The sequence below is a fragment of the Mycobacterium sp. NGS58 genome (genome assembly GCF_059812385.1).
This window is the reverse complement of sequence record NZ_JCALCO010000003.1, coordinates 83,126-108,431: the sequence shown is the minus strand read 5'-3', so window position 1 is coordinate 108,431 and position 25,306 is coordinate 83,126. Positions and strand designations below refer to the sequence as shown.

Here is a 25,306-nt window from a genome sequence, read left to right as displayed (position 1 = left end):
TGACCCGGCTGGCGGACGACGGCGGGCCGGCGGAACGCGTAGCGGTCCCGGGCGGGGATGCCCCGCCTGCGCAGTGAGCGGGTCGCCCGATGCGCGGCGCCCGCCGGGTTTGAGGGCAGAGAGGCGCGCTGTGCGTTCGGTGGAAGAGCAGCAGGCCCGGATCACGGCGGCCGCGGTGGCGCCGCGGCCGATACGTGTGGCGATCGCCGAGGCGCAGGGGCTGATGTGCGCCGAGGAGGTGGTGACCGAACGCCCGATGCCCGGCTTCGATCAGGCCGCCATCGACGGCTATGCGGTACGCAGCGTCGACGTGCTCGGCGTCGGCGAGGTGGGCAGCGAAAGTCTGCCCGGCCCGTTCGGCGATTCCGGCGAGGGCGACGCGCGCGAGGGCCTGGTGCTGCCGGTAATGGGCACCGTCGAGGCCGGATCGCGCACCCCCAGCCGGTTGCAGCCGCGCCAGGCCGTGCGCGTGCAGACGGGGGCCCCTCTGCCGACCCTGGCCGACGCGGTCCTGCCCTTGCGGTGGACCGATGGCGGGACGCAGCGGGTGCGGATTCTGCGGGGCGCCCCGTCGGGCGCCTATGTGCGCCGCGCCGGCGATGACGTCCAGCCCGGTGACGTGGCGGTACGGTCCGGGACGGTGATCGGCGCAGCGCAGGTCGGGCTGCTGGCCGCGGTTGGACGCGAACGGGTACTGGTGCACCCGCGGCCCCGCGTGACGATCATGGCGCTAGGCGGTGAGCTGGTCGACATCTCGCGCACTCCGGGCAACGGGCAGGTCTACGACGTGAACTCCTACGCGCTGGCGGCCGCGGCCCGGGATGCCGGCGCAGAGGTCAACCGCGTCGGCATCGTCAGCGGCGGCCCCCGCGAGCTCCGCGAGATCGTCGAGGGCCAGATCAATCGCGCGGAGGTGATCGTGATCGCCGGTGCGGTTGGGGGCGCCGCGGCCGAGGCGGTGCGCCAGGTGCTCGCCGAGCTCGGCGAGCTCGAGGTCGTGCGGGTCGCGATGCATCCGGGGTCCATCCAGGGGTTTGGGCAGCTGGGTCGCGAGGGTGTGCCGACGTTCCTGTTGCCGGCCAATCCCGTGAGCGCGCTCGTAGTTTTCGAGGTGATGGTGCGCCCGTTGATTCGCTTGTCGCTGGGCAAACGGCAGCCGATGCGCCGCATCGTGCAGGCGCGCACGCTGTCGCCCATCACGTCGGTGGCCGGGCGCAAGGGCTTCCTGCGCGGTCAGCTGATGCGCGACCAGGACAGCGGCGAGTATCTGGTGCAGGCGCTCGGTGGCGGTCCCGGTGCGTCGTCGCATCTGCTGGCCACCCTCGCCGAAGCGAACTGTCTGGTCGTGGTGCCCAGCGGCGCCGAACAGATCCGCACCGGCGAAATCGTCGACGTAGCCTTTCTGGCTCAGCGCGGCTGAGCGAATCGACTGCATACCCGGTGAACCTGTTGCGCTCCAATTCCCGTCATCCAGGTTGGCCCATGAGCGTCGGGCCGCTGCGGGTGCCGGCCGGCGTTGTCCGGTTGCGGGCGGTGCGGCTGCGCGATGGCGCGCAGTGGAGCCGGATCCGCCTGGCCGATCGTGCGCATCTGGAACCGTGGGAGCCCAGTTCCGAGGGCGATTGGACGACTCGCCATGCGGTGGCGGCCTGGCCGGCCTTGTGTTCTGGTCTGCGTGCCGAGGCGCGGCAGGGGCGGATGCTGCCCTACGTCATCGAACTCGACGGCCGGTTCTGTGGCCAGCTGACCATCGGCAACGTCACCCACGGCGCGCTGCGTTCGGCCTGGATCGGCTACTGGGTGCCGCAGTCGGCCACCGGCGGAGGCGTGGCCACCGCGGCCTTGGCGCTGGGACTGGATCACTGCTTCGGGCCGGTGATGTTGCATCGGGTCGAGGCCACCGTGCGCCCGGAAAACGCCGCGAGCCGTGCCGTGCTGGCGAAAGTCGGTTTCCGCCAGGAAGGCCTGTTGCAGCGCTACCTGGAAGTCGACAGGTCATGGCGGGATCATCTGCTGATGGCCATCACCGCCGAAGAGGTGAGCGGATCGGTGGCATCGACGCTGGTCCGAGCCGGTAACGCCAGCTGGGTGTAATCGCCTTCGCCGAGAGGCCCGGGCTTGGCCGTCCCATCCGGAGGCTTTCGCGGCTTCGCCGGGGAGTCCAAATCGTTGCCGTGCTGGGACTGACGCGACACGAGTGACTCGTGGTGCTTGTGAGAGGCAAATTACAGGTGTGTAATTGTCCTGGTCGGTACGACCCGGCCGCGTTGGCCACAGACGGCTTCGCGGGGGATGGACACCGAAGAGAGCAGGTCAGCATGCCAAGTATCCCGCAGTCACTGTTGTGGATATCGCTCGTGGTGCTATGGCTGTTCGTCTTGGTGCCGATGCTGGTGAGCAAACGCGACGCGGTGCGCCGCACCAGCGACGTCGCGCTGGCGACCCGGGTCCTCAACGGCGGGGGCAACTCGCGGCTGATCAAGCGCAGCGGTCCGGCGGCCGGGCATCGCAGCGACCCCGACTGGACGCCGCCGCAAGAGTCGGCCGACGCCGATCTCGACGAGGAGCGCGACGAACTCTCCGAGGGTGAAGACCGCGACCACGAGGTGGACGACGACGCCGACACCGACGAGCTGAGCCGCCGGCGGCCGGTCGTGATGCGAATGGCCGTCGCCGAGGCCACCGAACCCGACTACCTCGATGTCGACGTCGTCGAGGACTCCCACGTACTCCCAGCGGGTGTCGATGCTGCGGCCGAGGCGGATACGGCCGACATCGAGCCCATCGAGGAAGAAGAGGTCGACACCGAGGCCGTCGCCAAACACGAGGACGAGGACAAGGACGAGGACAGCTACGAGTACGTCGAAGACTCATCCGGTTTGGAGCCCGCGGCCAAGGGTGACGACGCCGACGAGGAGGCGGCGGCGCCGATGCCACGCAACGCCTCGCGGCGGCGCCGGTTCGACACGAAGACCGCCGCCGCGGTAAGCGCCCGCAAGTACGCCTTCCGCAAGAAGGTCCTGATCGCGATGGCGCTCGTCCTGATCGGCTCGGCCACCACGGCCTTCAAGGTCTCGCCGACCGCCTGGTGGGTGTGCGGCACCGCCACCGCGATCACCCTGCTCTACCTGGGTTACCTACGCCGCCAGACCCGCATCGAGGAGAAGGTGCGTCACCGCCGGATGAAGCGGATGGCGCGGGCGCGACTCGGCGTGGAAAACGCCTACGACCGCGACTACGACGTGATCCCGTCGCGGCTGCGCCGCCCCGGCGCGGTCGTCCTGGAAATCGACGACGAGGATCCCGTCTTCGAGCACCTGGATTACGCCATGGCGATGCGGACCTTCGGTTGGCCCCGGGACTTGCCGCGCGCCGTCGGCGAATAGCGCTCGCAGTTCGGCGGTTGGTTCCGCGGCTGGTAGCCTGCTAGCGGTCAGGGGCTATGGCGCAGTTGGTAGCGCGACTCGTTCGCATCGAGTAGGTCAGGGGTTCGATTCCCCTTAGCTCCACAAAGATCCATACAGCTAGAAGCATTATCTGACCGCAGCTGATCGGCGTTCGACGTATTCGGTCACGACGGGTGCGCAAGGCAGGCGCGACGCTTTAGGCACGCATGGGAAAACCGGAGATGCAGCGGCCCACGCCAGCACCGGGAAGCCGGTCTGCGCATGGTCGCGAAGGCCCGATCTCCTGCGGGTCCCGGGTAACGTAAATGCGATATCAGCCGACTTAACGTCCATGATGGTGAGAAGGCTTTTTCGGCTCGCTGCTTTGAGCTTTTCCTTTGCGTTCATCGTCACCGCCGCAGCGGGGCCGGTGGTGTCCGTCGTAGCCTGCGCCGGGGCGTTGGCTTGTGCACTGGCCGTGACACGCGGAAACGCGGCTTGCCGCGCCGGGGCTGCAGAGGCAGAAGCGGCAGAGGCCGAAACGGCAGAAGCCGCGATCGAAGCCAGGGCAGCGCAGGCAGAAGCAGTAATCGCGGAAGCCGAGGCAGTCGTCGCAGCGGCCCGAGTACGCCTGCTCGGGGGAGCTGCTTCCTGACCGAGGTCGCAGTCATCGGCGCTCAGGAGTGCAGGTTCCACTGACCGCAGTCCGCGGCAAGGACGTCGTTGACGTCGACTTCGAGTCCTCCGACGACTGGTCCAGGGTTCGACGCCGTACTCACCACGCGTTGGTAGAGAACCGCGGCGGGCTCGATCTGGCCGCGGGACCAGGACCGCGTCTGCCAGGCCCACCGGTGGCCCGGGGTGCGCGAATTGCCGATAACGCCGTCCGCGGCGGCCCATCGGCACACATCGATACCACCGTAGACGCCGGTGCGCTGGACGCCCAGGACCGAATTGATTCCGCGAAACCACTTGAGTGCCAAATTGGTCCAGGTGTCGTGGTTTATGTCCTCGTCGACGCTGAAGAAAATCGGGGCACTCTGACCGCCACCCGCCGCGCTATGGAGCGTCCAGGCGGTGCGAGCATCGGCGACGCCGCCCTCGAACCCGCGTTTGAAATCCGATGGTGCTGTCCCGCCCGGCTTGCCGTATTGGTAATTGCTGACGATCATCAGCCCGGCTGCGGTCAACTGCTCTGCGTAAGGCCGGGTGATCGGCTTTGCGCCCATGGACGAACCGGGACGCGATAGCGACACGTAGTTGATGACGCCGGAATAGCCAGCGGCTCGAATTTGCTCCGCAGAAACCTGGCGCATGGCGAAGTCGATCAGTTTGGGAGTGGCGGCAGCCGACGCAGGGACGGTGATATTTGCCGATGCCGCATACAACCCTGGCAGCGCAGACATAGCGATGGCGTATCGCATTGCGTCGCGCCGGGAAATAGCGCGTGATCGCGGGAGGCGCACATTTCCCGACAAGTCCTGCATCGCGTGATGTTAAATATGTGGACTTTGTGAACAGAAGTAGCGCGCAGTAGTCGATATCAAATCGGTCTTTACGGTTCACCGGCCTGAGTCAACGGCCGTCAGCCGTCGAAGGCGATGGGCGCGGCCTTGATTGCCCAGTACGCGAGGGGGCGATGCCGTTCGCGATGCCCCTAAGTCCCGCGGGGATGGTTGCTCTAAGTTCTTGGAGTAATTCGCGGCAGTGCAGCCGCGAGCCTCAGGGGGAATTGCCGATGGCGAGATGGACGGAAACTCGATCGTCTTTCGACCGTGGTGAAAACGTTGGGACAGCCATTCGGCGTTTGAGGCGCGCGCCCGGGAGGCGACGCGTGCGCGAGACCAGTCCGTCCCCGTTCACGCCGGAGTGGACGCCGCCCCCGGCGACGTACGGCGTGGGAGTGCGTCACAACGTCGCGGTGCCGATGACGGACGGGGTCGACCTACGGGCCGATATCCATTACCCGACCGTGCCCGAGACCGGCCAGCCCGCTGCGGGTCCGTTTCCTGTGCTGCTCTCGATCACGCCCTACGGCAAGAAGGCACCCCCGCCGGCCGCGCAGATCGGCGGCGGCGCGGCTCCTTACCTCATCAAACGCGGCTATATCGAGGTGATGGTCGACGTCCGCGGTACCGGATCCTCGGGCGGTTCGTTCGAGATGTGCGGCGAACGGCAGACGCAGGACGGAGTGGAGTTGGTGCGGTGGGCGTCCACGCTGCCCAACGGCAACGGTCGGGTTGGCATGGTGGGGCTGTCCTACCTAGCGATCAACCAGCTTTTCACCGCGGCGGCCGTAGGCCCGGACTCGCCGCTCAAAGCGATCTTTCCGGTGATGGCGGCCCGCGATTTCTACCGGGACGCGGCCACCATGGGCGGCGTCCCGCACCTGCACGCGGTCCGCGGCTACGGGTCCGTCTACACGCTGCTCAATGTGGTCAACCCGACGCTGGAGTGGCTCGCCCGTGGGGGTCATGCGCGTCCGCGCTCCGGCGGCCTCGCCGCGGTGCGCCAGCGCGGACGCGACCAGCGGCGCTACTTCCGGCCCCTGATCGCCGAGGTTGTCGCCGGCGGCGAAACCGCGTATGACGGCCCGTTTTGGGATGCGATGAGCCCGGGGCTGGTGCTCTCGCGAATCGCCGCCAACGGCGTGGCGACCTTTCTCGTCGGCGGGTGGCACGACGCGTTCCAACGCGGGGCGCCGCTGAACTACGCGGCGCTGCAGAACGCGGCCGCCGGCCGTCCGGACGACGCACCGATGGAACCCGGCCAGCCGGTGTCGGATCGGATCCGATTGATGATGGGTCCGTGGTATCACGTGTCGAACCACGGCGGACTGCACCTGCAGGCGCTGCAGTTGCGCTGGTTCGACCACTGGCTCAAAGGCGACGCCGAGGCGGCAATCGGCGGAAAGCCGTTGACGTTTCAGGCGATCGGAAGCTCACAGTGGTATCGCGCCGACAACTATCCGCTCGCCGAGGCGACGCCCACCCGCTTCTACCTGTCCGACCCGGGCCGGCTGACTTCGGAAGTCCCGTTGGAGACCACCATGGCGCCACTGACCTACGTGGCGCGCGGGCCTGCGTCCGGTCGCAGCCTGGAGCAGTGGTCGCTGGGCTTGAACAGCTTCATGTTCTCCCAGCGCGGCCGCAGCATCCGCTACGACCAGGACAACCGCCGCCTGCAGCGCGGCGCGCTGACCTTCACCACCGAGCCGTTCGGCGAGGCGAAGCTGGTGGTAGGGCCGATCGCGCTGACCATCCACGCCACGGCCAACACCACCGAGACCGTGTGGGTCGCCCACCTCGACGCGGTCGACCCCAACGGCGCCAGCCGCCCGCTGACCCAGGGCGCGCTGCTGGGTTCGCACCGGAAGCTGGACCACGACCGCACGTGGTACCTGCCCGACGGCACCGTGTTGCGGCCGCAGCACCTCAGCACCCGATCGGCCGCCCAGCCGGTCGTGCCGGGGGAGGTGACCCGCTACGACGTGGAGATCTTTCCGACAGCCGCGTTGATCGCCGCGGGCCACCGACTGCGCCTGACCATCACCACCTATGACTTTCCGCATCTGGTGCCCAGCAAGCCGGCCCGCCAAGCGCTGGCCGGCGGGCACTACCAATTGCACCAGGGCGGACCGACGCCGTCGCAAATCGTCATCTCCTTGGCGGACCCGGACGACGTGGGCTGACGAATCAGCGGTCGACCGCGGCGTGGGCCCGCACCGACGGCGCGATCCAGTCTTCCAGGAACCGTCGCAGCTCGCGTCCGGTGCGCGGTGGACGGCCCGGGTCGACGATGAGCGACTGTAGGGTGCGCAGCATGATCTCGACCAGTTCGCCGAGCCTGCGCTCAGCGAATCCCGCTGCGCCCCAATCGATGTCGAATCGCTGCAGGATCGACCGGCCGAACGAGATGGCGATGTCGGACGTGACACCCGCGGTGAACGCGCTGGCCTTGCCGGGCTGGAACACCAGGCTCAGGTACTTGTCGTGCGCGAGTTCCTCAAAGGTGTAGGCGATACCCTCAACCACCGCGTCGGTCGGGTCGGTGATCGAACCCAGTTGCGCCGCAAGCCGATCCAGGAATCCGTCCACTGACGACAGGGCCGTAGCACCCAACAGTGCCTCGTGGGTGGGGAAGTACCGGTAAATCGTCTGCCGCGTCACGCCGAGCGTAGACGCGACCTCGGAGACGCTCACTGTCCCGCGCGCGTCGATGGCGCTGCGCGCCGCGGTCAGGATGCGCGCGACCGCCTCGTCGTCGTCGGCCGGGATGTCGCCCGACCAGCCGTGCCGGCGCATGGCGTGATCGTCGCACACGCGGGGCACCGGCCTTGACAATACAAACAGTATTGATTGTATGGTCCCCCAAAAGGAGAAGGAGACCGCGGTGACGACGATCGACAAACCGGTGAGCGGGACCGACGAGACGCTGACGTTGCGGGGCCTGCGCCACGCCCTGGCCAAGACGACCGACCTGGCCGAGCGAGAATTGCGGGTGCCATTGCACTACTACCGGGACCCCAAGCTCACCGAGATCGAGGAATCGCAGATCCTGCGCAGGGTGCCGCTGGCCATCGTCCCGTCGGCGCAGGTGCCGAACATCAACGACTATGTGGTCCGTTCGGTGCTGGGCGATTCGCTGCTCGTCACGCGCGACCGGTCCGGCACCAGCCACGTTTTGCTCAACTATTGCCGGCACCGCGGCGCGATGCCGGCCTGCGGCTCGGGCAACGCCTCGCGGTTCGTCTGCCCGTACCACGCCTGGACATACCGCAATACCGGCGAACTGTTCACCATCCCCGGCAGGGCCGGCTTCGATTCGGTCGACCCCAAGGATTACGGCCTGGTGGAACTGCCCTCCGAGGAGCGGCACGGTTTCATCTGGGCGGTGCTGACCGCCGGCGCGACCATCGACCTCGACGCGCACCTCGGAGACTTCGGCACCGAACTGGCGCTGTGGAACTACGAGTCCTACGGCTACCACACGCAGCGCGAATTCACCTCCGACGTGTCGTGGAAGGGCGCCCTGGAAGCCTTCGCCGAGGGATACCACTTCCCCTACGTGCACGGCGAGAGCCTCATTGGGCAGAACACCCTGGCCAACACCATGGTTTACGACGAGTTCGGCAGGCACCACCGCATCGGGTTTCCATTCACCTGGATCACTAATGCAGAAGCGGACCCCGCGGCGTCGCTCGACCCCTCAGCGAACATGGGGGTGATCTATTGGGTGTATCCCAATCTCATCCTCGCCAACAGCCCGGTGGGGGTGGAGATCATCGACATGTTGCCTGCCGGTGAGCCCACCCGCTGCACGGTCCGCCACAGTTGGATGGGCCGCACCCCGGCCACCACCGACGAGATGAGAGCGGCCTACGACGCGGTCTACGAAGGGGTGCACGCGGCCGTGCGCGACGAGGACTTCGCCATGTTGCCCCAGTGCGGCGAGGGCGTCCGGCACGGTCAGCACGACCACATGATCATCGGACGCAACGAAATCGCCGTCCAGCACATGATCAAGGTGTTCGCCCGGGAACTGGGCGTCGCGCTCGCCTAACGTTGGGTAGCCCCACGCCAACGCGGGTACTGATCCTCTGAAACCGATGAAGAGAGGACTTCATGGCGCACGACTCCACCGACGACCTGCTGCAAGAACTCGTCGGGACCTATGGCCCGCCCGGCCAGGAGGACGCGGTGCGCGCGGTGTGTGCCCGCGAACTGGAACCTGTCGTCGATGACATGTGGACCGACGACGCCGGAAACTTGATCGGATACATCGCTGCCGACCCCGCGGCCGCCGATGCCGGAGCACACAACCACCGCCGCCGCACGACGTCTGAACCCGGTACCGCAACGCGGGTCATGGCGCACATGGACGAAATATCGATGATCGTCAAGCGCGTAGAACTCGACGGCACACTGCATTTGACGCAGCTGGGAGTCATGTACCCGGGCAACTTCGGCCTGGGCCCGGTCGCGGTGCTCGGTGACAACGAAACTCTCACCGCCGTACTGACTCTCGGCTCCGAGCACACCACCATCGAGAGCCCGCGGATCTGGGAGACCAAACCCGATCAGGGTGACAAAGCGCTGGACTGGCAGCACGTGTACGTCTTCACCGGGCGCAGCGCCGCTGAACTGGCCGACGCCGGAGTGCATGCGGGCACGCGGGTGTGCGTGGAGCGCAGCAAGCGGGATCTGGTCGAGATGGGAGATTACGTCGGCGCCTACTTCCTCGACGACCGTGCCGCGATGACCGCCCTGCTGCGAGCGGCACGTCTGCTGCACGAGCGTGGGCAACGACCCGCCGACGATGTCTACGTCGTGTTCACCACCAATGAGGAGATCGGCGGGGTGGGGGGCACCTACGCCAGTGCCCACCTGCCCGGCGACCTCACCCTGGCCCTCGAGGTCGGCCCCACCGAACGCGAATACAACACCAGCGTCACCGGCGGCCCGATCATCGGCTACAGCGACGCCCTCTGCGTCTACGACAAAGAGGTTGCCGACCGGCTGCTGAAAATCGCGACCGACCTGGAGCTATCGCCGCAGCCGGCCGCGCTGGGCGCCTTCGAATCCGACGCCTCGCACGCCAAGGCCTACGGCCTGACCGCGCGCGCCGGCCTACTGTGCCTGCCCACGCTGAGCACCCACGGGTACGAGGTCATCGCCCGCCGTGCGCTCGACGACATGGCAGCGATCATCGTTGATTTCGTTCGGGAGCGGAGTCAAAAGATCGCCTGACGCCATGTTCCGCGCCGCGAAGTGCGCAGCTGCTTGCAAGTGGACCGCCCCGATTGCACAAGTCACCCGCGCATCCTTGCCCGAGCCGCGACCGTGCTCATAACCTGGCAACATCCGACCGCATCCCGGGGGGTTCGGCCCGGCGCGGCAGACGACGGCAAGCAGGCGGGCAGGTCATGGCATCACCGCGACGCGCAGAGCGGTATCGCGATGCTGCGGGCGGCGGTCTATAGCGGTGGCCGGACTGACCGGCGCGCGGGTGGACGAACTGGCGACGATGGACATCTTCCAGGGATGTCCCGCCGAAGACCTTGCGCCATTGGCGGCCCGCCTGCAGCCACTGCGCGCCCCGGCCGGCCAGGTGCTGATGCGGCAGGGGGAGCAGGCCGTCTCGTTCCTGCTCATCTCTTCCGGTAGCGCCGAGATCAAACATGTGGGCGACGACGGCGCGGTGATCGTGGAGCATGCCTTCCCCGGGATGATCGTCGGCGAGATCGCCCTGCTGCGTGACATTCCCCGGACCGCGACGGTGACCACCGCCGAACCGCTGACCGGCTGGATCGGTGACACCAGGGCCTTCGCCAGCATGGTGCACATCCCCGACATCATGCCGCGGTTACTGCGCACCGTGCGCCAGCGTCTCGCCGCGTTCATCACGCCGACCCCGATCCGCGTGCGTGACGGCACGCTCCTGCTGCTGCGGCCGGTCCTGCCCGGCGACAGTGAGCGCACCGTGCACGGACATATCTACTTCTCCAGCGACACGCTGTATCGGCGGTTCATGACCCCGCGGCTTCCCACTCCCGCATTGATGCATTACCTGTCGGAGGTCGACTACGTCGATCACTTTGTGTGGGTGGTCACCGACGGCAGCGACCCGGTGGCCGACGCGCGCTTCGTGCGCGACGAGAGCGACCCGACCGTCGCCGAGATCGCCTTCACCGTCGCCGACGCCTATCAGGGTCGGGGCATCGGCACCTTTTTGATCAGCGCGCTGTCCATCGCCGCGGAGGTCGATGGTGTCGAAAGGTTCTCCGCGCGAATGCTTTCCGACAATGGACCGATGCGCGCGATCATGGACCGCTACGGAGCCGTCTGGCAGCGTGAAGACGTCGGCGTGATCTCGACCGTGATCGACGTGCCGCACCCGCGCCACCTGCGGCGTGAGGAGGCCGAGCAGATCAGGCGCGTGGCCCGGCAGGTCATCGCGGCGGTCGGCTGAAACCGCGTGGCGTGGGACCGCGGGCGCCGTCGCGTCCTGTGTTATCAACTCCTCATGCGGCCGTTCTGGATTGGTCCGGCGCTACTTGGGGTGCTCACGTCGGCGATCGCTGCGTGCGGCCACTCACCCGCACGCGCTCCGTCGGCCAGTTCCACGAAACCCGCTCCGGCGAGCGTCGTTGCCGTCAACCCCGCCAACATCAAACGGGTCCTTCGCGACCTGCCGCCCGGTTACGAGGTGACCACCGGAATCCCCAGTACCGCTTCCCCACGGGTGATTTGGGGCCTGCGCGACGACCGGCAGGCCAAGCCCGCCAAGTGCGGGACACTGGCCGACCCCGGGAACGGGCGCGACCAGTCGGCGCAGGGCGTCTCGGCATCGGGGAGCGGCGGCATCGTCGACGCGGTGGTGGTGGCTTTGCCAGGGCCCGTGGATCTGCCGGGCGACCTGGTTACCGCGTGCGCCCAGTGGTCGGAGACCGCGGGGCGCACCGCCGCACACGTCCACCTCACCGACGCGCCGCACGTCGATGGCGCCGACACGGTCGGAATGGTGGCCGATGTCAAGTCATCCGTCGAGTCGGGCACTGAAATAGATTCGCGGACGTACACATTCACCGCGTATCTGGGCAATTACTACGCGTTTACCACCCTGACCACTGATCCGGGTTCGGCGCTTCCGGTGCTGCCGCCGCAATTCGCGGCGGATCTGCTCGCCAAAACGGTGTCTACGTTGCGCAGTTGAGCTCCCTGCTTGGGTAGATTGGCCACGATGTCCAAGATCTTGTGCGCGGTCGTGGCCGTCTGCGTCCTGGCCGGCTGCTCGTCGAGCACTCACCAGGCGAAGGTCGACATCAACAAGGTTGTCGACGTGAAGTCCAGCTTCGGACCCGAGTACAAGCTCAGCGACATCAGCGAACGGGGAATCGATCCCAAACTGCTGGCCGGCCGAAAACTGCCCGACGGGTTGACGTTCGACCCCGCGAACTGCGCGAAAGTCGCGGCCGGGCCGGACATGCCGGCGGACCTGCAGGGCAACATGTCCGCGGTCAGCGCCGAGGGTCGTGGCAATCGGTTCGTGGTGATCGCGCTGGAGACCTCAAAAGCGTTGCCGCTCAACGACCCTGGGAAGGACTGTGCGAAGGTGACCTTCACCGGGCCGCAGATGCGGGGCGGCGTCCAGGTGGTGGAGGTGCCGCAGATAGAGAGCACCCGCACGCTGGGCGTGCACCGCGTCATGCAGGCGCTGACACCGGGGGGTGCGCGCACCGGCGAACTGTATGACTATTCGGCCGCATTCGGCGACTATCAGGTAATCGTCATCGCCAACTCGCTGGTGGTTCCCGATCAGCCGGTCGCACCGGTGGACACCCAGCGGGCACGCGACCTACTCGTCAAAGCTGTGACGGCGGTGCGCACCTGACCGTGCGGTCGCCCCTAGCGCACGCCGCGCGGGCGGAACTGGATGCTCACCCTCGGGCCGACGGACGTCGTCGTCTTGGGCACGGAGTGCTCCCAGGTGCGTTGGCACGACCCGCCCATCACCAGCAGATCGCCGTGCGCCTGGGGGAGCCGCAGGGACGGGCCGCAACCGCGGCGGCGCATCGCGAAGGAGCGGGTGGCGCCCAGGCTGACGATCGCGACCATGGTGTCTTCGGTACTGCTGCGGCCGATGGTGTCGCCGTGCCAGGCCACGCTGTCCGAGCCGTCGCGATAGCAACACAACCCGACGGTGGTGAACGGCTCACCCAGCTCGCCCGCGTAGATGTCGTTGAGCCGACGCCGCAGCCGGGCCAGCTCCGGGTGTGGCGGCTCGTCGACGGCCAGGTCATGAAAGCTCACCAGCCGCGGCACGTCGACGACGCGGTCGTACATCTGTCGGCGCTCCTCGCGCCACGGCACCGCCGAAAGCAGCGCGTCCAGCAGGTCATCGGCATCGGTGAGCCAGCCGGCGCGGATCTCGATGAACGCGCCGTCGCCGAGTTGTCTGCGCTCGGTGTGCTGGAACAGGGAGCCTTGGACCGCGATCTCCACGGATGCGAGTTTATCGCACATCCGTTCGATCAGGTGGGGCCGCCGACTGGCGTGTGGCGAGACCACGCGGCCGGGCGCCGCTACGGTTGAGCCGTGGGTGTTGTCGAGCTGGGCACCAATTCCGAGGTCGGCGCGTTGCGCGTGGTCATCTTGCACCGCCCCGGCGCCGAACTGCTTCGCCTGAATCCGCGCAACGTCGACCAGCTGCTGTTCGACGGCCTGCCGTGGGTCGCCCGCGCGCAAGACGAGCATGACCAGTTCTCCGCGCTGCTGCGGTCGCGCGGCATCGAGGTGCTGGAGTTGTCCGACCTGCTCACCGAGGCGCTGACGCACAGCGGAGCCGCACGGATGCAGGGCGTCGCGGCCGCTGTCGACGCGCGACGGCTCGGAGTGCCTCTGGCTCAAGAACTTTCGGCACATCTGCGGGGACTCGAGCCGGCGCGGCTGGCGCAGGTGCTGATGGCCGGCATGACGTTCAACGAGTTGCCTTCGGACACCAGGACCGACGTGTCGTTGGTGCTGCGCATGCATCACGGCGGTGACTTCGTCATCGATCCGCTGCCCAACCTGGTGTTCACCCGCGACTCGTCGATCTGGATCGGCCAGAGGGTGGTCATCCCGACGCTGGCGCTGCGCGCCCGCACCCGCGAGGCGTCGCTGACCGATCTCATCTACGCCCATCACCCCCGGTTCACGGGCGTGCGGCGTGCCTACGAGTCGCGCACCGCGCCCGTCGAGGGCGGCGACGTGCTACTGCTGGCGCCCGGCGTGGTCGCGGTCGGCGTCGGCGAGCGGACCACTCCCGCCGGCGCGGAAGCGTTGGCCCGCAGCCTGTTTGACGACGACCTAGCGAGCACGGTGCTCGCGGTGCCGATCGCTCAGCGGCGCGCGCAGATGCACCTGGACACGGTGTGCACGATGGTCGACACCGACACGGTGGTGATGTACGCGAACATCGTCGACTCGTTGGCGGCCTTCACCATTGCGCGCACGTCAGACGGGGTCGCCATCAGTGACGAGGCCCCGTTCCTCGACGCGGCGGCCAAGGCGATGGGGATCGACAAGCTGCGGGTCATCGACACGGGCCTGGATCCCATCGTCGCCGAACGCGAGCAGTGGGACGACGGCAACAACACACTGGCGCTCGCGCCCGGCGTGGTAATCGCCTACGAACGCAACGTGCAGACCAACATTCGGCTGCAGGACGCGGGCATCGAAGTGCTGACCATCGCGGGATCCGAACTGGGTACCGGCCGCGGCGGGCCCCGGTGCATGTCCTGCCCGGTCGCCCGCGACCTGCTGTGACCACGCCGCGAAAGTGCAACTGGCAACGCGTTTCCCGAGCGGGGCCGTCGCTGGCTGCGGTTTCGCGGAGAACCGACTAGCGCCAGCTGGGCAGCCAGATCTCCATGTTCCACGTCTGCTGCGAAATGGGCAGACCCGTGAGCACCGGGAACAGCCACGCGAAGTTCGTCACCACCAAGGCGACATAACAGCACACGGCGATCAGCCCCAGCGTCCGTCGCTCCGAATTCGGCCGTAGCCGCAGCCGCCGGGGTGGGGCGCCCGGCGTGTAGAGAATGTCGCCGCAGATAAGCGCGATGGCCATCACCAGGAACGGCGCCATCGTCGCGGCGTAGAAGAAGTACATCTGCCGGTCGATGTCGGCGAACCAGGGCAGCCAGCCCGCGCAGTAACCGACCAGCACCGCGGCGTAACGCCAGTCTCGGCGCACGAGCATGCGCCATAACGCGAAAACGAGAACGGGCACGGCGAGCCACCACATCGCCGGGGTGCCCACCAGCATCTCAGCCTTGACGCACGATTGGGCGCCGCAACCGGCGACGTTCTGCTCGTCGATGGCATAGAGCACCGGCCGCAACGACATCGGCCAGCTCCACGGTTTCGATTCCCAGGGGTGGTAGTTGCCCGCGGAATTCGTCAAGCCCGCATGGAATTGGAACGCCTTGGCGGTGTAATGCCACAGCGATCGGATGGCGTCGGGCATTGGCACAATCGAATGGGCGCCGATCGTCTGTCCCACCTCGTGCCGGTCGATGGCGGTCTCGGAGGCGAACCACGGCGCGTAGCTGGCCAGATACACCAGCACCGGCATGACCGCCAGCGCATACGCGGTCGGGGCAAGGTCGCGCCGCAAGGTTCCCAGCCAAGGCCGGGTCACATGGTACTGACGCCGCGCGGCCACGTCGAACGCCAGCGACATGGCACCGAAGAACAGCACGAAATACAGGCCGGACCACTTTGTGCCGCAAGCCAATCCGAGGAGGACCCCGGCGCCGAAACGCCACCACCGCACACCCAGCCGTGGACCCCACACCGTCTCGGCGTTGCGGCCCTCTTGTAGCGCGACGTGCATTCGCTGCCGCACCTGGTCGCGGTCGACGATCAGCGCGCCGAACGCCGCGACCACGAAAAACGTCAGAATGCCGTCGAGCAAGGCGGTCCGCGCGGCCACAAAGCTGACGCCGTCGCAGATCACCAGCACGCCCGCGATCGCGCCGATCAGCGTCGAGCGGCTGATCCGCCGGACGATCCGCATCACCAGCGCCACCATGACCACGCCGAGCAGTGCGCCGGTGAACCGCCAGCCGATCCCGTTGTAGCCGAAGATCGCCTCGCCGAGGGCGATCAGTTGCTTGCCGACCGGCGGGTGGACGACCAGGCCGAACCCGGGGTTGTCTTCCACGCCGTGGTTGTGCAGGACCTGCCAGGCCTGCGGCGCGTAGTGCTTCTCGTCGAAGACCGGGGTACCGCCGTCGGTGGGCGAGCCCAGGTTCAGGAACCGGGTCACCGCCGCGAGCAGCGTGATCACCCCGGTGACCACCCAGCCGCGGATCTGATCGGTCGGCCCGAAGTCGGCCACCGGCACCAGCGGCCCGGCGCTGACGACGGGCACAACGCGCTCCTCTTCGGCACCCTGGATGTCCAAGGGGGATTCGCGGGGCGGGGCGGTCATCACGTCGATCGTAGGCTGTCGGTCATGACCACCGGCCGCCTGTTGCTGGGCGCGACCCCACTGGGCCAGCCGTCGGATGCCTCCCCCCGCCTGCTGGACGCCCTGGCCCGAGCCGACGTGGTGGCCGCGGAGGACACCCGTCGGGTGCGCACCCTGGCCAAGGCCCTCGACGTGCGGATCACCGGGCGGGTGATCAGCATGTTCGACCAAGTCGAGAACGCCAGGGCGGAGTCCGTGGTCGAGGCGATCCGCGCCGGCGCGACGGTGCTGGTGGTCAGCGACGCCGGGATGCCGCTGATCAGCGACCCCGGCTACCGGCTGGTGACGGCGTGTGTCGAGGCGGGCCTGCCGGTGGGATGCCTGCCGGGGCCGTCGGCGGTGACGACCGCGCTGGCCCTGTCCGGTCTGCCGGCCGAGAAATTCTGTTTCGAGGGATTCGCGCCACGCAAGAAGGCGGCGCGGCGGACCTGGCTGGATTCGCTGGCCGACGAGCGGCGCACCTGTGTGTTCTTCGAATCGCCACGCCGGTTGTCCGCCTGCCTGCGCGACGCGGTCGAGCGGCTCGGCGGCGGACGTCGTGCGGCGATCTGCCGGGAGCTGACCAAGGTGCACGAGGAGGTGGTCCGCGGATCCCTCGACGAACTGTCGGCGTGGGCCGCCGACGGTGTGCTCGGCGAGATCACCGTCGTGCTGGCCGGCGCCACCCCGAGCGCCGACCTGCCGTCGCTGGTCGCCGAGGTCGAGGAACTGGTCGCGGACGGCACCCGCATCAAGGACGCGTGCGGTCAGGTGGCCGCCGCCTATCCGGGGGTGCGTTCACGACAGCTCTACGACGCGGTGCTGCGGTCGCGACGCGACTGAGGCCGCTCGGTCAGCCGGCCGGGCTCACCGCGGCGATGGACGGCAGCCCGACGATGGGGGACGCCTTATGCAGGCATTCGGCCCACTCGGCGTCGGGGTCGGAGTCGGCGGTGATCCCGCCGCCGACACCCAGCACCGCGCCGCCCGCGGCGTCGAATTCGACGGTGCGGATCGCGACGTTCAACTCGCAACCGGCCACGGGTGAAGCTAATCCAATTGTGCCGCAATATATTCCACGGCGATTCGGTTCCCACTGCGAAAGAAGTTGACGGGCACGGTGTTTGGGCGTCCCGGTGACCGAAGCCGGTGGGAAGGTGGCGTCCAGCAGCGCCGACGTCGCCAGCTCGGCGGGAACCTGCGCGGACACCGTCGACACCAGGTGCCACACGCCAGGGGCGCGCCGCACCACCAACAACTCGGGCACCGTGACGGTGCCGACGATCGCTACCCGGCCGAGGTCGTTGCGCACCAGGTCGACGATCATGATGTTCTCGGCCACGTCTTTGGCCGACGCGCGCAGCGCAGACGGCCAGGCATCCAGCGGCAACGTGCCCTTGATCGGGCTGGACGCGACGAGGGTGCCGCGCCGCCGCAGGAAAAGCTCCGGCGACAGCGACGCCACGGCACCCCACGCGCCGGCCAGGTAGGCCGCCCGGGCCGGGGAGGTGCGCGCGACGCCGTCGATGAAGAAGTCCAGTGGGGCGCCGGTGACCGTGCCGGTGAACTGCGTACACACGCAGGCCTGGTAGACCTCGCCGGCGCGGATGGCTTCCAGACACGCCAGCACCCCGTCACGATGTGCGGCCCGGTCGGCGATGCCCCAATCGATGTGGCATTCGCGCGCCGCGGCCGTCGGGGCGGCGAGCGCGGTGGTGAGCCAGTGCGGCATCGGCGCGCCGGAGAGGCTCTCGTACCACCAGTGACCGTCGCGGTCGCGGCGCAGCACGCAGTCGGTCCAACCACCGGCGGCCTCGGGGATCCGGTTGGGCTGCGCGTCGGCGCCGGGGTCGGGATAGGACAGGTAACCAATCCAGCCGCCGCCCACCGCGTGCGGCTCCGGCGTCCGCGGCGCGGGGACCGCGAACACGTCGTGCGCATGCACCGGGCGCACCGACAGGCTCGGCGCGATCACCGCAAGGGCGCCGAACCACTCGCCGGTCAGCGCGGCCGGCGGCGGCAGACCGAGCCGGCGGGTCGCGTCACCCACGGCGCTCAGCACCCGGGGTGCTGCGCCAAGGTCGCCGAGCGGGTCGATTCGCACAGCCCTAGCTTGACAGAGCGGCGGCGTTTCGCACCCGCGGTGCCCGCATGGCTCAGCCGCGGCTGATGTCGCGGGCGGTGGCCAGCGCGGCCAGCTTCTGGGGGTTGCGCATCACATAGAAGTTGGTGATCTTGTCCCTGGCGATTTCCAGCGTGATCACGCCCTCGAGCTGTTCGCCGAGGTAGAGCAGCACCGCCGGCGCGCTGTTGCACGTCACCATCTCCACCCGCATCGCACCCAGAGCCGTTGCCCGGCGCATCAGGCCGGCAATCGCGCGGGCGACCTTGTCGGCGCCCACCACCGGCCGGCGGGCGGCGCTCACCACGCCGCCGCTGTCCGCCGTCCAGGTGGCGTCCGGGGCGAGCATCGTCATCAGCGCCTCCACGTCACCGCCGGCCGCCGTGGCCAGAAACTGTGCGGTGATCTCGGCGTTGCGTTCCGGGTCGACCGAGTCGAAGCGCTTGCGCCGGGCCCGCACGTGTTCGCGGGCCCGGTGCGCGACCTGCCGCACGGTGGGCGCCGGCCTGCCCACCGCCTCGGCGATCTCGCCGTAGTCGAAACCGAACACCTCGCGCAGCACGAACACGGCTCGCTCGTCGGGACTCAATGTCTCCAGCAGCACCAGCATCGCCATTGAAATCGACTCCGCCAGAACGACGTCGGCCGAGGCATCCTGCTCGTCGAGCAACAGCGGCTCGGGCAACCACGGCCCCACGTAGTCCTCGCGCCGGCGAGCACCGGCCCGCAGCGAGTTCAGCGCCTGACGGGTGACCAGCTGGGCCAGGTACGACTTGGTGTCGCGCACCGTCGCCAAGTCGACCGCCGCCCACCGCAGATAACTGTCCTGCAAGACGTCGTCGGCCTCGGTCGCCGAGCCCAGCATCTCGTACGCGATGGTGAACAGCAGTGGCCGCAGCAGGGTGAACCGTTCGGCGTGCTCGCTGCCGGTCGGTGCTTGCGTCATCGCGCGGCGACCTCCTCGTCCGCGGGTAACTGCGCGGGCCGCTTGCCGCCCTTGATCCAGCGGTACGAACCGGGCTTCGCCGCCTCCCGCCGGATCGACCACACCGTGCCCTTGCAGATCGCCTCCTTGACCGTGGCCGCCGCCCGGCCGCCGAGGAACATGTTCACCGGGGTGTCGTCGGTGCGGGAGAACTGCACGGTGGCATGAGTGCGCCCCAGGCTGATGCACTGCCCGACGAACGCCTGGCTCAGCGCCGCGGGGGTGTCGCCGGCGATGCGGCTGAGAACGGTGTTGGCGGCCTGGGCACCCATCGGGCCGGCGGCCTGGCAGCTCATCCGCAACGGCTGACCGGACGGCGCGGCGGCGTCACCCGCGGCGACGACACGCTCGTCGTCGATGCTGGTGAGCGTCTCGTCGGTGAGCAACCGGCCCATCGGGTCGGTGTGCAGGCCGCTACGCGCGGCCAGATCCGGCACCGCGAAGCCGGCCGTCCAGATGGTCGCCGCGCTGGGCAGCACCACGCCGTCGGTGAGCACCACCTCATCCCAGCGCACCTGCGCCACCGCCACGGACTCCAGCACGTTGACACCCAGGCCTCGCAGGTGTTTGGCCACCGAACGCCGGCCCCGCCTGCTCAGCGACGGCCCGAGCACCGGGCCGCAGACCAGGGTCACCGGGCGGCCGCCCTCCGCCAGTTCGGAGGCGGTCTCGATGCCCGTCAATCCGCCGCCCACCACGGTGATGGGCGCGGGCAGCGGCAGATCGGTGAGCGCGTAGTGCAGCCGCTGCGCGCTTTCCAGATCAGCGACCGAATGCGCGAATTCGGCGAAGCCGGGCACCGTCGACGCGGTGACACCGGTGCTTCCGACGGCGTAGATCAAATAGTCGTAGTTCAGCGCGGCGCCCGAGGCCAGCAGGACCCGCCGGCCCGCGGTCTCGATGTGATCCACGCTGTCGACGATCAACTGGATTCCCTCGCCGAGCAGCGTCGCGTAATCGGCAGTCGCCGCGCCGGTGTCGGCGACCAACTGGTGCAACCGGATTCGCTCGACGAACACCGGTCGCGGATTCACCACGGTGATGTCGATGTCCGGACGCTGGCGCAAATGGTTGGCCGCCAGTGTCCCGGCGTATCCGGCGCCGACAACGACCACATGGGTTCTTTCGCGTGCCACCTCGGTCATGGCTGTCTCCTTTTCGTGAGGACCTGTGCCCTTGAGACACCACAGAGCCGCCGAGCGTGACAGGCGTGACCTCGATTGTGACCCGTCTCACTACCCGCCGGCGCGCGGTGCGGGTGGTTTTGCGCGCGCACCCCCGCTGAGCTGCGGCGAAGCTATGCCGAAACGCGCATGATACGCTGCGCTACGCCAATTCGTGGCCAGCCCCGGGCCGGATGCACGCACCACTGGAACGCGCGAAATACGGGGCCACTTGCACGCGCATCGGTGTGTATTGGGAGAAGCAACCTTGACGACGACGATCGTTTTGACTGGGCCCGGCGCCGCGCCGGCAGCGGCGCAGTCGCGCGGGCCTCGCGGCCCGTGGTCGCCGGGCGCGGTCTGACGCCATCATGGTGTGCTCAGGGAGGAAACGCGCGCTGGCCGCTGTCGTGTGCGCGGCGGTGGCGCTCAGCGGATGCGGCGGTAAGGGCGACCCCGGGCCGCTGTCGGCAATGGTCAGCCCGGCGATCCCGCCCACCGCGCAGGAGATACCCAACCCCTTGCGTGGCCAGTATGAGGAAATGCTGAATCCGCTCTTCCCGCAAGGGAATTCGGCGCAACAGCGTTACTCCGCCTGGCCCGCGTCCTACGACGCCAGCTTGCGTGTCTCGTGGCGGCAGTTGCAGCCCGTCGATCCGCGCACGTTGCCACCGGATGCGCCCGATGACCGCAAGTTCGATTTCAGCTCCATCGATGACGCGCTGGCCAAGCTCGGCACCCGCAACATGCGCCTTACCCTGGGCGTGTACGTCTATAAGTCCTGCTGCAACGATTCCTACGCCGACAACACCAACATCGCGATTCCGGACTGGCTACGCCCGTCGGCGGCCAGCTACCCCGCACCGGCTACCAGTGCCACCCCGGGCGTCACCCAGGTGGTGCCGAACTTCAACGACCCCGACTACCTCAATGGCGTCAGCCAGCTGCTGGCCGCGCTCGGCCGCCGCTATGACGGCGACGAGCGCCTGTCCATGTTCGAGTTCTCCGGCTACGGAGACTTCGGCCAGAACCAGCTCGCGTATCTGCGGGATTCGCTGGGCGCGGCGGGCCCCACCCCCGACGACAGCACCGCAAAGCTGGGCTATTACAGCCAGTTTCGCGACCAGACCGTCACCAAAGCCTCCATCGCCCAGCTGGTGGCCGCCAACGTCAATGCCTTCCCCCACACCCAACTGGTGGTGGCGCCACAGAATCCGGAGATCGTCCGCCAGTTGTTCGCCGACGACGTCGCCAAGAAAGTGGCCGCACCGGTCGGCATCCGCGCCGACTGCCTCGGCGTGCAGGCCCCGTTGCCGGAATGGGCCGAGGCCAATGACTCGCAGTACGTCCGGTCCAACGACGCGGTCGTCAACGCGATCAAGCAGCGGCTGATGACCGCACTCGTGATCAGCCAGTGGTGCCGATTGCCCAGCGGAGCCGATGCGCGGTCCTACTACGAGAAGGGACTGCACGACGTCATCCGGTATCACGTGTCGATGACCTCGAGCGCCGACTTCCCGGACCGCGATGCGACGTCCGCGATGGACTCAAAGCTGTTTCAGTTGTGGAGCCAGGCCAATACCTCGGCCGGCTACCGGTATTCGGTCGAGGCAAGGCCGGGATCGCAATCGATCCAGGGCAAGGTGGCAATGATCTCGGTCGACTGGACCAACTACGGCTCGGCGGCGGCCACCGAGCACTGGGTGCCCGGCTACAAGCTGGTCGACTTCTCGGGCGCGGTGGTTCGAAGTCTGCCCGCGACGGTCAATCTCAAGACGCTGGTCCACGACGAATCCAGTCAGTCACGCGAGGAGCCGATCGCGGAGTCGGCCAGCGAGTCGGTGCACCTGGACGTGACGGGCCTGGCGCCCGGCCATTACACGCTGCGCGCCGCCGTCGAATGGCAACAGCACGTACCGGGCGCATCCCACGTCGTGAACTACGCCCCGATGGCGCTGGCGCGAGATGGCCGCGACGGCTCCGGCATGTATCCGATTGCCACACTTGACATTCCGAGCGACGCGGGCAGCGCAAACGGTCAGTGACCTGCGGCGTCGAGAGTCACTGCCTTATTGCGATCCCAAAAGCATTGTGGCGCAATTGATTCAGGCTTCGCCGACTGTGTTCGTTCTGCTCAGTCGTGCTCGGTGACCGGCTGGTAGCGCGGGAACACGCCCGCGGGGGCGGGTAGCGCCGTGCCGGGCGTCAGCCGCGTGCCGACGGCGGCGAATGCTCGCTGGTCTTGCTGTTGCCCAAGCAGATCGAGCAGTTTGCCGGCCGATTCCGGCATGACGGGCTGGGCCAGCAGCGCGGCGATACGGACCGCCTCGCAGGTGACGTACAAGACGGTACGGAACCGTTCCTGGTCGGCCTCGGATTCGCTCTTGCGCAAGACCCACGGCTGCTGCGCCGAGAAATACTTGTTGGCCTCGCCGAGCATCAGCCAGATCGCCTCCAGCGCCAGATGCATCGCCTGGGAGTCGAAGCTGGCCCGCACCCGGTCCATCAAACCGTCGGCCACCGCGAGCAACTCGGAGTCGGCCGCTACCAGCTCACCGGGCTCGGGAACCACCCCGTCGAGGTTCTTGGCGATCATCGACAACGACCGCTGGGCCAGGTTGCCCAGCTCGTTTGCCAGGTCGGAATTGATCCGGGTGACGACGGCGTCTTCGCTGAAGCTGCCGTCCTGCCCGAACGGAACTTCCCGCAGCAGGAAATAGCGCACCTGATCCACGCCGAAGGTGTCGACCAGAGCGATCGGATCGACGACGTTGCCCACCGACTTGCTCATCTTCTCGCCGCGATTGAGCAGGAAGCCGTGCGCGAAAACCCTGCGCGGCAGCTCGATTCCGGCCGACATCAAAAACGCCGGCCAGTACACGGTGTGGAATCGGATGATGTCTTTGCCGATCATGTGCAGGTCGGCCGGCCAATAGCGGCGGAACCGCTCGGATTCGGTGTCCGGGTAGCCGACCCCGGTCAGATAGTTGGTCAGCGCGTCGACCCAGACGTACATCACGTGGTCGGGATGCTCGGGCACCTGCACACCCCAGTCGAACGAAGTGCGCGAGATGGACAGATCGCGCAAGCCGCCCGACACGAAGCTGACCACCTCGTTGCGCCGCACGTCGGGCGCGATGAAGTCCGGGTTGGCCTCGTAGTGGGCCAGCAGCTTGTCGGTATACGCCGAGAGCCGGAAGAAGTAGGTCTGCTCCTCGGTCCACGTCAGCGGGGCGCCGGTTTCCACGGCAAGGCGGGTGCCGTCATCGAGGAGTTTGGTCTCCGATTCGACGAAGAAGCGTTCATCGCGCACCGAGTACCAGCCCGCGTAGGTGTCCAGGTAGATGTCACCGGCCGCCGACATCCGGCGCCAGATCTCCTTGGACGCCTCGTGGTGATCGGGATCGGTGGTACGGATGAACCGGTCGAAGGAGATGTTCAACCGCTCCTGCAGGCGCTGGAACACATCGGAGTTGCGCCTGGCCAACTCGGCCGTCGGAATGCCCTCGGCCGCGGCCGTTTCGACCATCTTGAGGCCGTGTTCGTCGGTGCCGGTCAGAAACCGCACATCGAACCCGTCGAGCCGCTTGAACCGCGCGATCGCATCCGTCGCGATGTACTCGTACGCGTGTCCGATGTGCGGATCGCCGTTCGGATAGGTGATCGCGGTGGTGACGTAATAGGGCCTCATCGCCCTCAACCTTATTTGTGGGCACCTTATTGTGTGCGCGTGAGCTCCAAACGTCAGCCGCCGCCGGCCCCCGAGCCTTTGAGCCCACTCGTCGACGCGCACACCCATCTGGATGCGTGCGGCGCCGCCGACGCAGAGGGCGTGCGGGCCATCGTGGACCGGGCTGCGGCGGTGGGCGTGGGTGCGGTCGTCACCATCGCCGACGACCTCGATTCGGCGCGTTGGGTCACGCGCGCCGCCGAGTGGGACCCGCGGGTCTACGCCGCGGTGGCTTTGCACCCGACCCGCGCCGGCGCCCTCGACGACGCCGCCCGCACCGAAATAGAACGACTGGTGGCCCATCCCAGGGTGGTGGCGGTCGGCGAGACCGGTCTGGACCTGTATTGGCCCGGCCGTCTGGATGGCTGCGCCGAGCCGGCCGTGCAGCGCGAGGCGTTCGCCTGGCACATCGACCTGGCGAAGCGGAGCGGCAAGCCGCTGATGATCCACAATCGCGACGCCGACGCCGAGGTCCTCGACGTGCTGGCGGCCGAGGGCGCCCCGGACGCAGTGATCTTTCACTGCTTTTCCTCGGACGCCGCCATGGCCCGCCGCTGCGTGGACGCCGGGTGGCTGCTGAGCCTGTCCGGCACCGCGAGCTTCCGCAACGCGCATGCCCTGCGCGAAGCCATTCCGTTGATACCGCCGGAGCAGCTGCTGGTGGAGACCGACGCGCCATTCTTGACGCCGCATCCGTACCGGGGCACGGCGAATGAGCCGTATTGCCTTCCTTATACTGTTCGGGCGATCGCCGAATTGGTGGGTCGTCACCCGGAAGAGCTGGCGGCGATAACGACGGGCAATGCTGCGCGGGTGTACGGATTGGTCACAGTGTGAGGTAAACGACCAGGCGATTTGGTTTGAAGTCGCTGCGTCGGAGTTGCCCAACCTTGACCGGTTCGTTACCGTCTTGTGATCGAA

At 67.9% G+C, this 25,306-nt stretch carries 21 protein-coding genes and 1 tRNA gene; 14 read left to right on the top strand and 8 right to left on the bottom strand.

Annotation, left to right across the window (positions count from 1 at the left end; all coding sequences use genetic code 11):
- The first annotated feature begins 130 nt into the window (after positions 1-130).
- From glp to AC5Y4H_RS04105, 4 genes are all read left to right on the top strand, one after another.
- On the top strand, positions 131-1,420 hold the full coding sequence (gene glp / locus AC5Y4H_RS04120; RefSeq protein WP_499978791.1) for a molybdotransferase-like divisome protein Glp: 1,290 nt from the start codon (positions 131-133) through the stop codon (positions 1,418-1,420).
- Between the two features lie 20 nt (positions 1,421-1,440).
- Positions 1,441-2,094, top strand: a complete 654-nt coding sequence (locus tag AC5Y4H_RS04115) for a GNAT family N-acetyltransferase (protein ID WP_499978790.1) — start codon at positions 1,441-1,443, stop codon at positions 2,092-2,094.
- A gap of 224 nt (positions 2,095-2,318) precedes the next feature.
- On the top strand, positions 2,319-3,386 hold the full coding sequence (gene sepX / locus AC5Y4H_RS04110) for a divisome protein SepX/GlpR (RefSeq protein ID WP_499978789.1): 1,068 nt from the start codon (positions 2,319-2,321) through the stop codon (positions 3,384-3,386).
- Between the two features lie 50 nt (positions 3,387-3,436).
- Positions 3,437-3,509 (top strand) — tRNA-Ala (locus tag AC5Y4H_RS04105).
- 554 nt (positions 3,510-4,063) lie between these two features.
- Here the strand turns inward: AC5Y4H_RS04105 and AC5Y4H_RS04100 are convergent.
- Positions 4,064-4,873, bottom strand: coding sequence for a DUF1906 domain-containing protein (locus AC5Y4H_RS04100; RefSeq protein ID WP_499978788.1), 810 nt, complete (start codon positions 4,871-4,873; stop codon positions 4,064-4,066).
- A gap of 410 nt (positions 4,874-5,283) precedes the next feature.
- Between AC5Y4H_RS04100 and AC5Y4H_RS04095 the strand changes: the two genes are divergently transcribed.
- A complete protein-coding gene (locus AC5Y4H_RS04095) occupies positions 5,284-7,077 on the top strand; it encodes a CocE/NonD family hydrolase (protein WP_499979157.1) in 1,794 nt (597 codons plus the stop codon).
- Between the two features lie 4 nt (positions 7,078-7,081).
- Here the strand turns inward: AC5Y4H_RS04095 and AC5Y4H_RS04090 are convergent, their stop codons facing one another.
- Positions 7,082-7,690 carry a TetR/AcrR family transcriptional regulator gene (locus tag AC5Y4H_RS04090; RefSeq protein ID WP_499979154.1) on the bottom strand — a complete coding sequence of 203 codons (609 nt, stop codon included), beginning with the start codon at positions 7,688-7,690 and terminating at the stop codon, positions 7,082-7,084.
- Between the two features lie 58 nt (positions 7,691-7,748).
- Between AC5Y4H_RS04090 and AC5Y4H_RS04085 the strand changes: the two genes are divergently transcribed.
- From AC5Y4H_RS04085 to AC5Y4H_RS04065, 5 genes are all read left to right on the top strand, one after another.
- The gene (locus tag AC5Y4H_RS04085; protein WP_499978785.1) at positions 7,749-8,948 is read left to right on the top strand and encodes an aromatic ring-hydroxylating oxygenase subunit alpha; all 1,200 of its coding nucleotides are present in this window, start codon (positions 7,749-7,751) and stop codon (positions 8,946-8,948) included.
- A gap of 62 nt (positions 8,949-9,010) precedes the next feature.
- Positions 9,011-10,135, top strand: a complete 1,125-nt coding sequence (locus AC5Y4H_RS04080) for a M42 family metallopeptidase (protein ID WP_499978782.1) — start codon at positions 9,011-9,013, stop codon at positions 10,133-10,135.
- A 277-nt stretch (positions 10,136-10,412) separates the two neighbouring features.
- Positions 10,413-11,357, top strand: a complete 945-nt coding sequence (gene pat / locus AC5Y4H_RS04075; protein ID WP_499979150.1) for an acetyltransferase Pat — start codon at positions 10,413-10,415, stop codon at positions 11,355-11,357.
- 54 nt (positions 11,358-11,411) lie between these two features.
- Positions 11,412-12,101: a DUF5642 family protein gene (locus AC5Y4H_RS04070; RefSeq protein ID WP_499978780.1), complete on the top strand. Its 690-nt coding sequence runs from the start codon at positions 11,412-11,414 to the stop codon at positions 12,099-12,101.
- Positions 12,102-12,128: 27 nt separating this feature from the next.
- Positions 12,129-12,779, top strand: a complete 651-nt coding sequence (locus tag AC5Y4H_RS04065; RefSeq protein WP_499978779.1) for a DUF5642 family protein — start codon at positions 12,129-12,131, stop codon at positions 12,777-12,779.
- Positions 12,780-12,793: 14 nt separating this feature from the next.
- Here the strand turns inward: AC5Y4H_RS04065 and AC5Y4H_RS04060 are convergent, their stop codons facing one another.
- Positions 12,794-13,390 (bottom strand): alpha-ketoglutarate-dependent dioxygenase AlkB, encoded by a 597-nt coding sequence (locus tag AC5Y4H_RS04060; protein ID WP_499978778.1) that lies wholly within the window; start codon positions 13,388-13,390, stop codon positions 12,794-12,796.
- A 93-nt stretch (positions 13,391-13,483) separates the two neighbouring features.
- Between AC5Y4H_RS04060 and arcA the strand changes: the two genes are divergently transcribed.
- Complete coding sequence (gene arcA / locus AC5Y4H_RS04055) at positions 13,484-14,695, top strand: arginine deiminase (protein WP_499978777.1); 1,212 nt, start codon at positions 13,484-13,486, stop codon at positions 14,693-14,695.
- 76 nt (positions 14,696-14,771) lie between these two features.
- Here the strand turns inward: arcA and AC5Y4H_RS04050 are convergent, their stop codons facing one another.
- A complete protein-coding gene (locus AC5Y4H_RS04050; protein WP_499978775.1) occupies positions 14,772-16,367 on the bottom strand; it encodes a dolichyl-phosphate-mannose--protein mannosyltransferase in 1,596 nt (531 codons plus the stop codon).
- A gap of 24 nt (positions 16,368-16,391) precedes the next feature.
- Here AC5Y4H_RS04050 and rsmI point away from each other — a divergent pair, with 24 nt between their 5' ends.
- The gene (gene rsmI, locus AC5Y4H_RS04045) at positions 16,392-17,228 is read left to right on the top strand and encodes a 16S rRNA (cytidine(1402)-2'-O)-methyltransferase (protein WP_499978774.1); all 837 of its coding nucleotides are present in this window, start codon (positions 16,392-16,394) and stop codon (positions 17,226-17,228) included.
- 10 nt (positions 17,229-17,238) lie between these two features.
- Here the strand turns inward: rsmI and AC5Y4H_RS04040 are convergent, their stop codons facing one another.
- From AC5Y4H_RS04040 to AC5Y4H_RS04030, 3 genes are read right to left on the bottom strand one after another with little or no spacing between them, the layout of a single operon-like run.
- A complete protein-coding gene (locus tag AC5Y4H_RS04040) occupies positions 17,239-18,489 on the bottom strand; it encodes an aminodeoxychorismate synthase component I (RefSeq protein WP_499978773.1) in 1,251 nt (416 codons plus the stop codon).
- Positions 18,490-18,541: 52 nt separating this feature from the next.
- The gene (locus tag AC5Y4H_RS04035; RefSeq protein WP_499978771.1) at positions 18,542-19,453 is read right to left on the bottom strand and encodes an RNA polymerase sigma-70 factor; all 912 of its coding nucleotides are present in this window, start codon (positions 19,451-19,453) and stop codon (positions 18,542-18,544) included.
- Positions 19,450-20,637 carry an NAD(P)/FAD-dependent oxidoreductase gene (locus tag AC5Y4H_RS04030; RefSeq protein ID WP_499978769.1) on the bottom strand — a complete coding sequence of 396 codons (1,188 nt, stop codon included), beginning with the start codon at positions 20,635-20,637 and terminating at the stop codon, positions 19,450-19,452. The genes AC5Y4H_RS04035 and AC5Y4H_RS04030 overlap by 4 nt, the downstream gene beginning before the upstream one ends.
- A 389-nt stretch (positions 20,638-21,026) precedes the next feature.
- On the opposite strand from AC5Y4H_RS04030, the gene AC5Y4H_RS04025 reads away from it, so the two are divergent.
- Positions 21,027-22,700: a hypothetical protein gene (locus AC5Y4H_RS04025; protein ID WP_499978767.1), complete on the top strand. Its 1,674-nt coding sequence runs from the start codon at positions 21,027-21,029 to the stop codon at positions 22,698-22,700.
- Between the two features lie 89 nt (positions 22,701-22,789).
- Here the strand turns inward: AC5Y4H_RS04025 and metG are convergent, their stop codons facing one another.
- A complete protein-coding gene (metG, locus tag AC5Y4H_RS04020) occupies positions 22,790-24,346 on the bottom strand; it encodes a methionine--tRNA ligase (protein WP_499978765.1) in 1,557 nt (518 codons plus the stop codon).
- A gap of 33 nt (positions 24,347-24,379) precedes the next feature.
- Here metG and AC5Y4H_RS04015 point away from each other — a divergent pair, with 33 nt between their 5' ends.
- Positions 24,380-25,222, top strand: a complete 843-nt coding sequence (locus tag AC5Y4H_RS04015) for a TatD family hydrolase (protein ID WP_499978764.1) — start codon at positions 24,380-24,382, stop codon at positions 25,220-25,222.
- The last annotated feature ends 84 nt before the right edge of the window (positions 25,223-25,306 follow it).